The sequence below is a fragment of the Pseudalkalibacillus sp. A8 genome (genome assembly GCF_045920555.1).
GTDB lineage: Bacteria > Bacillota > Bacilli > Bacillales > Fictibacillaceae > Pseudalkalibacillus.
Map to the genome: position 1 here is coordinate 4,844,724 of NZ_CP174509.1, position 15,262 is coordinate 4,859,985.

10 protein-coding genes and 1 pseudogene are annotated in these 15,262 nt (G+C 44.6%); 1 reads left to right on the forward strand and 10 read right to left on the reverse strand.

Annotated elements, in window-relative coordinates:
- Complete coding sequence (locus tag ACJROX_RS24600) at positions 1 to 1,293, reverse strand: FAD-binding oxidoreductase (protein ID WP_408007848.1); 1,293 nt, start codon at positions 1,291 to 1,293, stop codon at positions 1 to 3.
- A 348-nt stretch (positions 1,294 to 1,641) separates the two neighbouring features.
- On the reverse strand, positions 1,642 to 3,819 hold the full coding sequence (locus tag ACJROX_RS24605) for a malate synthase G (RefSeq protein WP_408007849.1): 2,178 nt from the start codon (positions 3,817 to 3,819) through the stop codon (positions 1,642 to 1,644).
- 597 nt (positions 3,820 to 4,416) lie between these two features.
- On the opposite strand from ACJROX_RS24605, the gene ACJROX_RS24610 reads away from it, so the two are divergent.
- A complete protein-coding gene (locus ACJROX_RS24610) occupies positions 4,417 to 5,298 on the forward strand; it encodes a LysR family transcriptional regulator (RefSeq protein WP_408007850.1) in 882 nt (293 codons plus the stop codon).
- Here ACJROX_RS24610 and ACJROX_RS24615 read toward each other — a convergent pair.
- The 8 genes and pseudogenes from ACJROX_RS24615 to hpf form a co-directional block, all read right to left on the reverse strand.
- A complete protein-coding gene (locus ACJROX_RS24615) occupies positions 5,295 to 6,965 on the reverse strand; it encodes a YndJ family protein (protein ID WP_408007851.1) in 1,671 nt (556 codons plus the stop codon). The two genes, ACJROX_RS24610 and ACJROX_RS24615, sit on opposite strands and share 4 nt — an antisense overlap.
- Before the next feature lie 10 nt (positions 6,966 to 6,975).
- Positions 6,976 to 7,656 carry a DUF4166 domain-containing protein gene (locus tag ACJROX_RS24620; RefSeq protein WP_408007852.1) on the reverse strand — a complete coding sequence of 227 codons (681 nt, stop codon included), beginning with the start codon at positions 7,654 to 7,656 and terminating at the stop codon, positions 6,976 to 6,978.
- Positions 7,653 to 8,572 (reverse strand): annotated as a pseudogene (locus tag ACJROX_RS24625) (DoxX-like family protein). Before ACJROX_RS24625 ends, ACJROX_RS24620 begins: the two are co-directional and overlap by 4 nt.
- Before the next feature lie 30 nt (positions 8,573 to 8,602).
- The gene (locus ACJROX_RS24630; RefSeq protein ID WP_408007853.1) at positions 8,603 to 8,995 is read right to left on the reverse strand and encodes a thiol-disulfide oxidoreductase DCC family protein; all 393 of its coding nucleotides are present in this window, start codon (positions 8,993 to 8,995) and stop codon (positions 8,603 to 8,605) included.
- Between the two features lie 208 nt (positions 8,996 to 9,203).
- A complete protein-coding gene (locus ACJROX_RS24635) occupies positions 9,204 to 10,064 on the reverse strand; it encodes a YitT family protein (protein ID WP_408011764.1) in 861 nt (286 codons plus the stop codon).
- A gap of 304 nt (positions 10,065 to 10,368) precedes the next feature.
- Positions 10,369 to 11,470 (reverse strand): peptide chain release factor 2 gene (gene prfB / locus ACJROX_RS24640; RefSeq protein ID WP_408007854.1). Its coding sequence is split into 2 segments (ribosomal slippage): positions 10,369 to 11,397 and positions 11,399 to 11,470, totalling 1,101 coding nucleotides; the frame shifts between segments, so codons are not numbered across the junction.
- Between the two features lie 216 nt (positions 11,471 to 11,686).
- On the reverse strand, positions 11,687 to 14,194 hold the full coding sequence (gene secA / locus ACJROX_RS24645; protein WP_408007855.1) for a preprotein translocase subunit SecA: 2,508 nt from the start codon (positions 14,192 to 14,194) through the stop codon (positions 11,687 to 11,689).
- A 449-nt stretch (positions 14,195 to 14,643) separates the two neighbouring features.
- Positions 14,644 to 15,219 carry a ribosome hibernation-promoting factor, HPF/YfiA family gene (hpf, locus tag ACJROX_RS24650; RefSeq protein ID WP_408007856.1) on the reverse strand — a complete coding sequence of 192 codons (576 nt, stop codon included), beginning with the start codon at positions 15,217 to 15,219 and terminating at the stop codon, positions 14,644 to 14,646.
- Positions 15,220 to 15,262 lie beyond the last annotated feature (43 nt).

Consider the following 15,262-nt stretch of genomic DNA (forward strand, 5'->3'; position numbering starts at 1 on the left):
TCATATCCCTCCTATAAAACGCTTATGATTCAAGGTGTTTTCGGGATCCATTTTTCTCTTAATGCCTTCGAACAAGAAAAAGTGCGAAGGCTTATCGTGCCAAGTGTCGATTTTTTTCCGAAGTTCAATCGGCAGATGTTTGACGACCGCATAACCTTGTTTCTTCCTGACGAAGTCACGAAGCTGAGTGATCACGGTTTGGATAGCGTTTTTTGAACCCGTCAGGATCAAAAAACTCAAGCCATGGCCAACTCCTCCATGCGCTTCCAGCTCGACTTCGTTATCCAGCTTCAACCTTCGGGCTTCCTGGAGAATGTCGAACACCTCCATGTTCTTGCTGCTGATTTTGACAGTTGCCCGGACTTGCTCAGCCGGCTCATCATCGTTGAGGGCGTTCGGCTGGATGACGGAAAACCTCTTCCAAAATTCTCTCGCTTCATCGGGAGACAAATTGGACTGGATTGCCGCTTCCGGTTTGTTCACCGCAACCCATTCCACTTGATAACGGACAGCTTTCTCTACATCTTCGAATGCGATCAAAAGGGTATATTCCTCCCGGTCGCTCAGCCTTTTCGATAAGACAGGATCCATCAGTTCAAGTGATACCGGTTCAATCATCGAATCCTGGAGTTTCACTGTAAACGTTTTCAATTCTTCCAACCGATCTTCCTCTACTGATAAAAGGACCAGGCTTTCATACTTCGGGAGCGGCCACAGTTTCATGGTTATTTCAGAAATGACACCTAAAGTCCCCATAGAGCCGATGAACAATTTGTTCATATCGTACCCCGCCACATTTTTAACGACTTTCCCGCCTGTCCGGATGATACTTCCATCAGCATAGACGACTCTTAACCCGATGACCAGATCTCTCGCCGACCCATACTTCAGCCTTTTCGGACCGCTTTCATTCGCCGCAACGACACCACCGATCGTCGCCTCTTCAGGCCAGCTTGGATCAATAGAAACCATCTGATCATGCTGTTTGAGGTATTCCTGAAGTTCAGCTATTGTCGTTCCAGGCCTTACCGTAACTGTCATATCACCGACGGTATGCTCTACAATCCCTTTATAATTCGCGAGTGAGAGAACGAGGTCATAGTCTTCCTTCAGCCCGCCATAGCCGCGCTTCGTCCCTCTCCCCATCACGGAAACTTTTTTCCCTTCCGTATTTACAGTACGGAGGATTTGCTGAATTTCTTCTTCACTTTTCGGAGTGACCATTGATAGCCCTGTATTTCCATATTTTTTCGATAAAACGTACTGGCCGCCGCTGACTTCTTTCAATTCCACAAAATCCACCCCTTTTAGAGTGCTGTCTTGTTTTTGAATTCTTATCCGTGAGTAAAAAGCGCAAATACCTGCTTATCTGCGATGTGATAGGAACATTGAGACCCTCATTTTCTGCTTTTTTAGTTTTCAGGGTCTAGTACACCCTTTTGAGGTCCTCATTTCCCGTTTTTTGCGTTTTCAGGGTCTCAAAACACCTTTTTGAGGTCCCCATTTTCTGTTTTTTGCGTTTTCAGGGTCTCAAAGAACCCTTATGAGTTCTCATTGACGATTGAGCTTGACACTTCACCGATGTTTTAAAGAAAAGACCACTAACTGCACGTGAGTTAATGGTCTTATGCTTTGAGACGCTTATTTCTGAGCCAGCATACGCTGTTTCGCTTCTATACGACAGCGATGGAGGATCGGCTCCGTGTAACCGCTCGGTTGTTCGTACCCTTTGAAGACAAGATCGCATGCTGCCTGGAACCCGACCGAATTGTCATAGTCCTCAGACATCGGCTTATAATCCGGATTACCAGCATTCTGTTTATCCACGACCTTGGCCATACGCTTTAACGTCTCCATTACCTGTTCTTCTGTACAGATGCCATGATGGAGCCAGTTCGCCATATGCTGGCTGGAAATCCGCAATGTCGCACGGTCTTCCATCAAGTCGACGTTGTTGATATCCGGTACCTTTGAACATCCGATGCCATACTCAACCCAGCGGACAACATACCCGAGGATCCCTTGCGCGTTGTTATCCAATTCTTCCTGAATTTCCTTTTCACTCCAATTAGGATTGGCGGCGACAGGGATCTGCAGGATGTCATCTTTATACTCGTCCGTTATTTCTATTAGATTATTTTGTACTTTTTTTACATCGATTTGGTGATAATGAAGCGCATGGAGCGTTGCGGCTGTTGGAGAAGGGACCCAGGCGGTATTCGCGCCAGCTTCGAGCTGACTACCCTTCTGTTCGAGCATATCGGCCATCAAATCAGGCATCGCCCACATTCCTTTACCAATCTGGGCTTTGCCCTGGAACCCGCTTGCCAACCCGACTTGAACGTTTGATTTTTCATAACCCTGCAGCCATTTTGATGATTTCATCTCATGTTTACGAATCATCGGCCCCGCTTCCATCGACGTATGCATTTCATCCCCGGTCCTATCTAGGAAACCTGTGTTGATGAAAACGATCCTCTCTTTCACCTTTTCGATACAAGCCTTCAAGTTCAATGTCGTGCGGCGTTCTTCGTCCATCACGCCGATCTTCAACGTATTTCTTTCAACACCGATCAGATCCTCTGTCCGATCAAAAAGTTCATTGGCAAAAGCCACTTCCTCTGAGCCATGCATTTTCGGCTTAACGATATAGATTGAACCCTTTTTCGAATTCTGATACTGTCCATTCCCTAGGAGATCATGCTTGGCGATGAGCCCGGAAACAACCGTATCGAGAATCCCTTCTGGAACTTCCTGTTCATCCCTATCCAATACCGCCTGGCTGGTCATCAAATGCCCCACATTCCTTGCGAACATTAGAGAGCGACCCGGCAATGTGAATGACTTTCCATCAGGTGACTTATATTCGCGGTCAGGATTAAGCGTCCGGTTGATCGTTTTCAGCCCTTTTGAAAACGAGCTGGATAGATCCCCTTTTATCAATCCCAAGTAATTTTGATAGACGAGAACCTTATCTTCAGCATCCACCGCAGTCACGGAGTCTTCGAAGTCCATGATCGTCGTCAGAGCCGATTCGATGAAAACATCCTTTACACCCGCTCTGTCCGTCTGACCGATTGCGTGATCACGATCGATTTGGATTTCGAAATGGATGCCGTTATTTTTCAATAGGACCGCTTCCGGTTCATTTTCATAGCCCTGGTAGCCGACAAACTGTGATTCGTCCTTCAAACCAGTCGTTTCACCATTGGATAGAGAAGCAGCCAGTTTACCGCCGACGATCGCGTAGCCTGTTACGCCCCTATACTTTCCTTTTGCTAAAGGGACGGTTTTGTCCAGAAAATCCTTCGCGTAAGAAATGACTTTTTCACCACGAACAGGATTGTAGGATCCTTTCTTTTCAGCACCGCCTTCCTCGCTGATCGCATCCGTTCCATACAGCGCGTCATATAGACTGCCCCACCGTGCGTTCGCGGCGTTAATCGCATAGCGGGCATTGTTAACGGGAACGACAAGCTGCGGGCCTGGCTGTATCGCGATTTCATCATCGACATTCTCGGTCGTAACCTTGAATTCCCCAGCTTCCGGCTCTAAATAATTCAACTCCTGCAAAAAGGATTTATAATCCTCAAGATCAAAGTTGGTGTTCGTTTTATGCCATTCATGGATTTTATTTTGCAGTTCATCCCGTTTCTTCAGTAATTCTTTATTTTTAGGAGCAAGCTCATCGACGATTTTTTCTAGGCCCGTCCAGAACGTTTCAGCAGAAACCTCACTGCCTGGTAAAGCTTCAGAATTGATAAAATCATATAAGACTTGGGCAACTTGAAGATTGCCGACTTTTACATAGTCCGACATATGAATTCCTCCCTATCAAGTATTGGTCATGATCTGGCTACGAATAAGCTAGCTATTTCCATCTTTGACCAGTTGTTCACGAACACATGTAAGCCTTTCCTTTTAATGTTCTGAATTTATAAACTATTTATACTACTATTTTATATTAAAATGATTCATATCCATAATATATATTTAGAATGTTGATTATGCGTTTTAGTTATAATAGACTTTCTATAAGGATAGAAGCCTAATAGACTACGTTTTTAAACTTTTAGCTCTGTTAATCTTAATCGTTGCAAAATTCACCACTTTTCCGCGGGCGATCTGTAAGCCTCCTCACTCACTTGCACAGGAGGTGCTGGCTTCGACGTTCACAACAAGACCACTGACTCATATTCCATCCTTGAAGTTTTGCGCCGAGTAACCGCAGGCGCAGGACGTACTTGTACAGGATGTACTGACTTCGACGTTCACCATAGGACGTGGTGGTATTTAGTCTTCATTATTTTAGTCGAAGATCCTTAAATCGCTGTGGGGTCTCGTCTGGCTCGCTTTTCCCGCAGGAGTGTCGTGTCTTCCAAAACCATACTTTTAAAATAGGAAAGGAATGATGTAATGGATATCCGTCATCTGGAATATTTTTCAGAGGTTGCTCGACATTTAAGCTTTACGAAGGCGGCTGCCACGTTACACGTATCACAACCATCCATCAGCAAAGCAATCAAGCATCTTGAAGAAGAATTAGGGGTGTCTTTGTTTTACCGGTCTAAGGAGTTGGAATTGACCGACGCCGGGAAAGCAGTGCTCATCAATGCGAAAAATGTCTTGCAAGCCTTCCATAGCCTGACCTCAGAACTGACAGACATCATGGAACTGAAAAAAGGGGAAATCAGGATCGGAATTCCGCCGATTATCGGTGCTGCCTTTTTTTCAAAACTGATCAGTCGATTTAAAGAAGCCTATCCTCATGTTGAAATATCGTTGGACGAGGTCGGATCGAAAAGCATCAAACAAGGGGTCGAAGAAGGTTCACTGGATATCGGGCTCGTTTGTAATCTGCCGGACAAGAAAGGGAACTTCGAAATGGTGAGGGTGATCAATGACCCGTTGATGCTGATCGTACATAAAGAAAGTCCATTGATCGCGAAAAACGAAGTCGAGCTGACAGCGCTTGAAAATGAGCCCTTCATCTTATACCGACAAGACTTCACCCTTCATGACCGGATTCTGGAGGAATGTTCAAAAAACGGATTCACTCCGAACATCGTATGCCAGAGCTCGCAAAAGGATTTCATGATCGAAATGGTCGAGGCGAAATTGGGGATAGCCTTGTTACCTAGTAAAATCGCAAACTCGATCACCAATCAACATATCAGGGCTCTACCGTTGACGAATTCCAGTATAAGCCTGGAACTAGGGTTGCTCTGGAAGAAAAATAAATACCAACCATTTGCAGTCAGGGAATTCATCGAAATGTCCAAGGGGTTCTTACCTTAGACTCTACTGATTTCATAGTCGATCTTCAAGAACGGTTTATTGAAAAGGCTCATATGATGCGAAGCTTTCAAAAGGTTTGCCTTTTCATCGAACCAGACGTTGAAATGTTCATTGATCGGAAGCTTGATTGTGAACCACCTGGTATGATAATAGATTCCTTCGTCTCCATTTGAACGTTTTGAAAAATTGGAAAGCTTCAAACCGCTTTCATCCTCTTGCATATGATCCATTTTCAATACGCCTGTCATGTTTCCCAATAAAAGAGGTAAAGCAATATTCATATACCTCTCCCCTTTATATTGGTGAGAAGAGTAAGCCGCCGCAAAAATCGACTCCCCATCGGCTGTCGTCCGGATCCAAGCCCGTACATCAGGCCTCCCATCCTCTTCTGAGTTTAGTGAAATGATTTTTGAAGTCATCTGGATATGATCCATTCCATTAAGCGGAAGATTGATCTGCCCGATCCTTTTGCTGATAGACTTATAGATTTTTGAAAAAGCGACGAACCCTGGCTGCCATTGTGTATGAGATTCGAGAGTATACTCAAGTGTATTCTCATAGAACGATACTACTTCAGGATGTAGATTGCGGGTGTTAAAGTCTATGCGATCATAATCTTCCATATTGTCGATCAAGCCATCATCATGCCGATCTTGTGCAACAAGATTTCTCCTATGGAAGAAATCTGATCCCGTAAAAAACCTGCTGAAAATCTTGCTGGCAGGAATTCCGTAATGACTGTATTCTGGTTTCGGATTGATGAGGAGCCAGCCGACAATCCCGCAAAACACCACAACAAACGCATTTCCGATCCCGTGAAAGACAACCATATTCGGAATAGAAATGATCAGCACGTTCAATGCTCTACTGAACCCGTAAGTGAAAGATAGCGCCAGCGTAACAATCAATGCGGAGTTTGATAAGGAAAGAAAGACGCGTGGCAGCCAACTGATTTTCGGCAAGACATTAGTGAAAATTTCAATACAATATAAAATGAGTGCGAGTACAAAAATACCGACTGAAAGAAACTCAAAAATCCGGGAATATGTAATACCAATCGCAATCAGGATCGGACCCGCAAGGATACCGAACGTAGCTAGTCTATAAGTTTTAGAGAACCGGCCGTTTTGGTGTAAAAGGAATCGGCCAATCATGCCGTTGAAAATCGGCAATACAAACGCTGAAAAATGAAAGTGAATCGCCGTCAGCTGGATGATCGCCGTGCTGAACTCCATGACAATCATTCCGAAACGACCAATCACAAACCACGCTCCCCCAAGTAGAAAGTAGATCAAACCGATATCGATCGAGAGCTCCTCTAGCGGTCTGATTCCTCTTGCACTGAATCTCACAAAACCGTAAAAAAAGACGAAAACGGAAAAAGCAAGCCAACCAAAAGAAAGATACCCCGCTAATAATCCAGGGGTTGTGATAAATGATAATCCTGCCATTACCGCCATAGGCAGGTGCAGATAGGACGCAGCTATATAAGTTTTGAAATACACCCCATTGCGTTTCACCGTCTCGCTCATATATAACGTTAAAGGTACCGTTACAAAAATTGCGAATAACAAAAGCTGTTCAATCATATTGAGGTTCACCATGAACAAAAATATGAGCCAAAGAACAAAGCCGATACTTGCATTCATCACAGCTGTCTTTTTCATTTCCTAACACCTACTCTCTTGCATCGAACTTTATCGGGAATGCATACGCTGGAATTTCTTCAGCCGGCATCGGAACAACCTCCATTCGGAAGTGACCTTTATACCGGAATATCGTCCCGAACACGGCATTCTTCACCGTGACATCGATTAAAAACCAATTCTTATTTTCATCAAACTCTTCTCGGACGGTTGCTTGTCCGACCATTTTGGATGGGAGTGACAACCTTCTCTTCCCAAGATGGAAGTGTTGTTGGGATGATTTCATCCGTATCCCACCAGTTTCTGTGACATCCAAATCGATCCCGACCGGTGAAGCCTGGCTATTCCCGAGATAATCCAGGATCCCCTTCCCTTTTTCGCTATAGACCATTGTTGCATCAAAGTGACGGTCCGCATTTTTAAAATGAAATGTACGGATCCAAGAAACGGTTTCCCGGCCAAAGGGATCGATGAATGCGTACTTTTCCAGCTTAAAAGGGATTCCATTGCCTCTTTCCGGGAATGTTACGTTTTTCTTGATCCCCATCTTGATGAATGGACGCATGAACCAACGTCCACCTGAAATCTCATCCATCGTACCCTTACAGATGAGAGCTTGATGATCTGCACTGAAAAGCTGAAATTTCTCTTGAATCATCGGATGAAGCTTTCGGAACTTGTCTCCTAACGCTTTTTCATAGATTGAACTCAAGAGTTTTCACCACGCATTTTCCGGTTGCAATGCCTAGCAGACGGCAATTCCTTGTAATTGATGATTCCCATGATCGATAACCCTGCCATGAGGATAGTCAACGTAATCGGATTGAATGGTTCAACCAATATGGTTGGATTACTGAGAATCGTCCCGACCAATAATCCGAGTAATAAGACAACATTTATGTAAAATAAAGCTTTCTTTTTTATGGGAAGGAAAAAGAAACCCCCGAAGGCAATTTCTAAAATGCCGATCAGAACGAGTACCGTTTCTTCAAATTCGGCCACTAAACCCGATTGTTGAAGGATGGCAAGTTCACCTGAGTCAGGAAAAAGCAGCTTCGGTAAAGACCCTGATAAATCCAGACGAGAGCCAGAAGAGAGCAGATGATCCAATGGATCCCACTCCGTAAAAAGGACATTTTCGGATGGATATTTTCTTCAAGCCAGAGCCTGAGGCAATCAAAACTCCAGGCTGTCGCCCATCCTATCAAGGGCCTGAATAGATAGCGATCCAACAGCTGGCTCGGAAAACCGAACCGAGTCGAGTAATCATACAATGTAACGAACTTTATCCCATCCCTGGTTGGTGTGTACTTCCAGTAGCCGCCGCCCTTTTTTATGAGGGAAATCGGCATGTCTGTCCAAAACTTCAACGATGAAGTCCGCTCTCCGTTTTCATCCTCTTTCGTCCCGATACTTTCTCCCTCACCTGCTATACTGAGTCCAAAGCCGATATTTGTTTTATATTCGAATCGTTGTGGTTCATCTTCATGTTTTTTTGGCAGATAAGTGACATTTGTGAAACGAAGATCCCATAGCTCATGCTGTTGAGGGTCTTGTGTCGCATCCCAGATCCGTTCCATATCCGTCTTTATGATCGACTCCACATAAATCGGTTTATTTTTGCTCAAATGATCACACCCTTACCCCTTGCTGTACTCTTAGTCAAGAAATCGACTTTTGATATCCGGGGTCGGCATCATACACGAGTCCCGCTTACCGAACCATTTGTATCGGTTACGCGCAATGAAATTATATACCACGTCTCTGATCGGTGTAGGAATGATTTTAAAAATCGTAAAAAGGTGCCAGCCTCCATTCAGGTGTCTCGCAACTTTTAGACCAGCGCTGGACTTTTGATAAGCCTTATCGTTTTCAATCAATACGAAACTATCAAACCGAGGCGGCAGATTATATTGTTTTAAAAGCTTTTGGCCTGTTTCACTTTGCAAAGCCGCGAATTTGAATTGAGCACTCGGGTCCCGTTTGATTACAAATTGGACAATTCCGTTGCACAAATTGCACTCGCCATCGAATAAGAGGATCTTGCTCATGAAAATCACCCTCCTTATAGGGTAATTATACCATTCTTTTAGGATTGAACGGATATGTGACATTTCGTTTCCTGATATATAATCCGATTATGAGCCGATTTTTGATTTTATAAGCCGAATTCTGAATTTATAAGCCGATTCGAGCAATAAATGCGTATTTGAGGAAAAAAGAAAGTTTGCCCCGATTAACGGAGCAAACTTTTCCGATTTAAGATTGCGTGAACCCTTCGCCCAGCACTTCATTCGCATTGACAATGATGACGAAGGCGGACGGATCCACTTTTTTCACATGTTGTTTCAATCGAGTCACTTCAAATTGTTGTACCACACACATGAGCATCGGCCGTTCTGAATCTGTGAAACCGCCAGTGGCAGCAATCCGGGTTACACCGCGGTCAATCTCTCTGAATATTTCATCCCGTACTTCATCTTCCTGCTCTGTGATGATGTAAGCCATTTTCGAATAACCGAGGCCCATTTGCACGACATCGATGGTTTTAGCTGTTAAAAACATTCCGATCATCGCATACAACGCTTGCTCAATGGAAAAGACAAGTGCCGACGACAAGACGATAGCCCCATCGATCGATAGTAAACAAAGTCCCAACGACAACCCGGTGTACTTATGGACGATCTGGGCTGCAAGATCGATTCCGCCTGTTGAAGCTTTACCTCGGAAAACGATTCCAAGTCCCAAACCTACACCAAGACCTCCAAAAAGAGCACCGAGTAACGGATCATTTGTAATTGGCTCTGCACCCTCGGACAAGTAAACTACGAACGGTAAAAATAAAGTCCCTACGAGGGTTTTCACACCGAAATTCTTCCCTAAAATAACGACCCCTGCGATAAACAATGGAATGTTCAATGACCACTGGACAATCGAAGGCATCCAGCCGAACAGACTTTTAAAAATCAAACTGATCCCGACCACACCGCCGGAAGCAATGTTATTCGGGGCTAAAAGCAAATTGAATGCTAGTGCCACAAAGGATGATCCAATTAAAACAAAAAGATAATCTAGCGCTATTAAAATTTTCGGATTGATTCGATTACGACGAATTGCCATCATCATTTCTATTCACTCACTTTTATCGATAAGAAGTAATTAGTAAGGTTAATAACCTAAAAAAGTATATCACTACCTTATGTTTTAGTAAATTTTCCGATAATTAAAACTAATGTGAGGAGTGAGGAGTTAGATACGGGTTTTTGGAAAGAATTTTGGGTCCAAAATAAAAAAGTTGATTTAGAGGGAACCGACATAATCTGTAAAGTTCTAAACAAACGTTTGATCGACACTGCAGGAGCACGGTATACCTCCTGCAAATACAATAGGGACGGCATTTTTCAGCCATCCCTGTTTTGATTGATTATTTGATTTTCGAACGCAGGTAAGCGTCGATGAAAGGATCGATTTCACCATCCATGACTGCCTGGATGTTTCCGATTTCTACATTCGTGCGATGATCTTTTGCCATACTATATGGATGGAAGACATACGAACGGATTTGGCTGCCCCATCCGATTTCCTTTTGTTCGCCTCGAATTTCATTGAGCTCCGCTTGCTGTTCTTCGATCCGTCTTTGGTAGAGCTTCGCTTTCAGCATTTTCATTGCACGTTCACGGTTCTTGATCTGGGAACGTTCCGTTTGGCACGAAACAACCGTATTTGTAGGGACGTGCGTGATACGGACAGCTGAATCCGTGGTATTGACGTGCTGACCGCCAGCCCCGCTTGCTCGGTACGTATCTACCTTGATTTCATCCGGTTTGATTTCAATTTCGATGTCATCACTCAGTTCCGGCATCACTTCACAAGAAACGAAGGAAGTATGACGGCGACCTGATGAATCGAACGGAGAGATACGGACTAGACGATGCACGCCTTTTTCCGCTTTTAAATAACCGTAAGCATTGTGTCCCTTGATGTTGAGCGTGACACTTTTCACCCCGGCTTCATCACCTGGAAGGTAATCGACTGTCTCGACCTTGAAGCCTTTGGCCTCGGCCCAACGGGTGTACATTCTGAGAAGCATGGACGCCCAGTCCTGAGATTCTGTTCCACCTGCTCCAGGATGCAATTCCAGTAATGCGTTATTTTTATCATGCGGTTCACTTAGAAGCAACGTCAATTCGAATTCGGAAAGCTGCTTGGAAAGCTCCTTCAGTTCTTGTTCCAACTCAGCACGAAGATCCTCATCCTCTTCTTCCTTCACGAGTTCATAGGAAACTTCTAAATTCTCATAGGTTTCATTAAGCTCATTGAACTCATTGACGACACTTTTCAAGCCGTTCACTTCATTGATGACCGCCTGCGCATTGTTCTGATCATCCCAGAAATCACCGGCTGTCATCTGTTCCTCAAGCTCAGCAATACGTGCCTCTTTCTGATCTAAGTCAAAGAGACCCCCTAAAGTCTTGAATTCGCTTCTCCATTGCTGACAACTCTTGTTTAATTTCAACTAATTCCATAACACATAATCTCCCTTATTCCAATAAGATAATAGACTTTTTTACTATAGCAGTGCCAGGCACCGAATCAGCCCCCCCCTGGCACCACTGCATTCCTGATCGGTTCCTGGCACCATTTTGAAAGCCTTGCTACGGCTGACTTCTTCGAGTGTACCTGGCACCGCCGAATAAGCAAAAGAAAACTTGGCTGTTGCCAAGCCTTCTTTTTGCTTATGGTTACGCACCGTGGCAGTGCTTGTATTTCTTGCCGCTTCCGCATGGACATGGCGCATTGCGGCCCACATCTGAGCTCTTGCGGATCGGCTTTTTCTTCTGTTGTTCTTGCGCTTTCGGGTCGACCGCTTTTCCTTCTGCGACCTTTTCACGTTGAAGGTTCTGCTCGACCTGTGCTTTCATGATATACGTCGATACTTCTTCTTCGATCTCTGCAACCATCGTTTCGAACATTTGGAATCCTTCAAATTGATACTCACGCAACGGATCGTTTTGTCCATATGCGCGTAAATGGATACCTTGACGCAATTGATCCATCGCATCGATGTGATCCATCCACTTACGGTCCACGGAACGCAGCACGATGACTTTTTCAAATTCACGCATTTGATCAGGCTCAAGCTGAGCCTCTTTACGATCGTACTCTTCTTTCACTTTTTCTAAGAACACATCAATGATTTCTTCGCGTTCTTTCCCTTTGATATCTTTTTCGGTTACGACACCTTCATGCATGAACGTACCGTTCGCATAGTCGATGATCGCCTTCAAATCCCAATCTTCAGGGACTTCCTCTTCTGGTGTATGCGCCTCAACAATACGCTCCACTGTCGCCTGGATCATTTTCTCCACGATTTCTCGGAGGTTTTCAGATTCAAGCACTTCTGCACGCTGCGCATAAATGATTTCACGCTGCTGCCTCATGACATCATCATATTGGAGCAATTGCTTACGAGCATCGAAGTTATGGCCTTCCACTCGTTTTTGCGCTGTCTCAACCGCTTTTGTGACCATCTTACTTTCTAAAGGCTGATCCTCTTCCATGCCTAGACGGTCCATCATCGCAAGCATGTTATCAGAAGCGAATCGACGCATCAATTCATCTTCCATTGAAATATAAAATTGAGAAGAACCTGGGTCACCTTGACGACCAGCACGACCACGCAACTGGTTATCGATACGCCGTGATTCATGACGCTCCGTACCGATGATGTGAAGCCCGCCAAGCTCTATGACGCCTTCGCCGAGCTTGATGTCTGTACCACGGCCGGCCATGTTCGTCGCGATCGTGACGGCACCTTTTTGACCAGCATCTTCAATGATCTGCGCCTCACGTCCGTGGTTTTTCGCATTCAACACGTTGTGCGGCACGCCTTTTTTCTTCAACGTTTGAGCGATCAACTCGGACGTTTCAACCGCGACCGTACCGACAAGGACAGGCTGGCCTTTTTTATGACGTTCCGCGATTTCGTTGATAACCGCCCGGAACTTCCCTTCTTGCGTTTTATAAATATAATCAGCGTTATCGATACGAGCAATCGGCCTGTTCGTCGGAATCACGACAACGTTCATATTATAGATGTTACGGAATTCCTCTTCTTCCGTCTTCGCTGTACCAGTCATACCTGCAAGCTTGTTGTACATACGGAAGTAGTTCTGGAACGTGATCGTTGCAAGCGTCATGGATTCACGCTGGATCTGAAGACCTTCCTTCGCTTCGATCGCTTGATGCAATCCATCGCTGTAACGACGGCCAGCCATCAGACGTCCTGTAAAAGGATCGACGATGACGACTTCCCCATCTTGCACGACATAGTCCGTATCGCGGTGCATGATGACATGCGCTTTCAACGCCTGGTTGATATGGTGGTTGATTGATACATTGGAGATATCGAACAAGTTTTCAACCCGGAAGAAGCTCTCTGCCTTGGACATCCCTTCTTCAGTCAGCTGGACGTTCTTCGTTTTGATATCCACCGTGAAATCTTCATCCTGTTTCAATTGATGGATGAATTGGTTAGCTATCCGATAAAGCTCAGTCGATTTCGCCGCATTCCCTGAAATGATCAGCGGTGTACGGGCTTCATCAATCAAAATCGAGTCAACCTCATCGACGATCGCAAAGTTCAATGGACGCTGAACCATTTCTTCCTTATATAAAACCATGTTGTCTCGAAGATAGTCGAATCCAAGTTCATTATTCGTCGCATACGTGATATCCGCGTTATAAGCTTCCTTCTTCTCATCCTTCGATAGGCCAGTAACATTGAGCCCTACGGAAAGACCGAGGTAGTTATAAAGCTGGCCCATTTCCTCCGCGTCACGTGCTGCCAGGTATTCGTTGACCGTGACAACGTGGACACCTTTACCGGTAAGTGCGTTCAGATAAACAGGCATCGTCGCAACGAGTGTTTTACCTTCACCGGTTTTCATCTCTGAAATATTGCCTTCATGCAGAGAAACCGCACCCATGATCTGTACTGGGTATGGGCGCAAACCGAGCACGCGAGTAGCTGCTTCACGAACGACAGCGAACGCTTCAATCAAGACATCATCTAGTGATTCGCCTTTTTCAAGACGAGATTTGAATTCATCGGTTTTTGCTTTCAACTGTTCATGCGATAGTTTTTCCATTTCTGGACCAAGCGTATCAACCTCGTCAGCATATTTTTGAAGACGGGCTATCTGACGCTCGTTTCCAGTAGAAAACATCTTTTTTAACAATCCCATCATGAAGTAAGCACCTCTATTTACACATCTATATTTGAAAAATCTTCTAACTATAGTCCATTCTTTATTTTAACAGTTTGAAGGAGGAAGGACAAGAATGCAAGGTATGTCCCTTGAAGGGTATGACAGGGTTGGCGCTGGTCCATCCGATAAAAAAGTAAGTCTGTCCGCTAGTATAAAGTAGATTAAAGACTTCATCTCCGTTCATCTTCCAACGCACAATTGACATAAACCAGGCGCATATATACTTTAGGCCGCTTTCAAATTCCACAAACCTTCTTGGGGATGTACCAGGCACCATTTTGAAACCCTTGGTACACAAGGATTCTGTTCGAGTGCCAGGCACCTTCTCACTTCCCTTGCGGCAGTTAGGCGAAATTATCGTGCCTGGTACAGCCAGCACTTTAAAAGACGTGGCTGGTTGGCCACGTCTCAGAATTGCAACTTAGTATTTATTCAATATCCGGGGCGATGAGCCCGTATTTTCCATCTTTCCGTTTATACACCACGTTTGTTTCTCCACTTTCAGCGTGTGAGAAGACGAAGAAGTTATGACCTAGCATATCCATTTGAAGAATCGCTTCCTGTGTATCCATCGGTTTCAGATCGAAACGCTTGTTACGGACAACCTGGAATTCGTCTTCATCCTCTTCTTCTTCAAGGAGTGTTGTCGTGGAAGGGGCTGCATTACCATTTCCATTGGCAAAGGCGAATTTGATCGGACCGCCCTGGCGGAATTTACGATTAACTTTTGTTTTATGCTTACGGATTTGCCTTTCCAATTTCTCAACTACTAAATCAATGGCAGCATACATGTCATCATGCGATTCTTCTGCCCGTAATAACAAACCTGGCATAGGAATCGTCACTTCAACAAGCTGCTCGTTATTGAACACCTTCAGGTTGATGTAAACATCTGAGTTTGGAGTTCCATCAAAATAACGCTCGAGCTTACTAACTTTCTTTTCCGAGTAGTTCCTCAATGCTGGTGTTACCTCAATATTATCTCCACGAATATTAAAGTTCATGAGAGACTCCTCCTTTCGGTGTTAATATATATTTCGCTATACC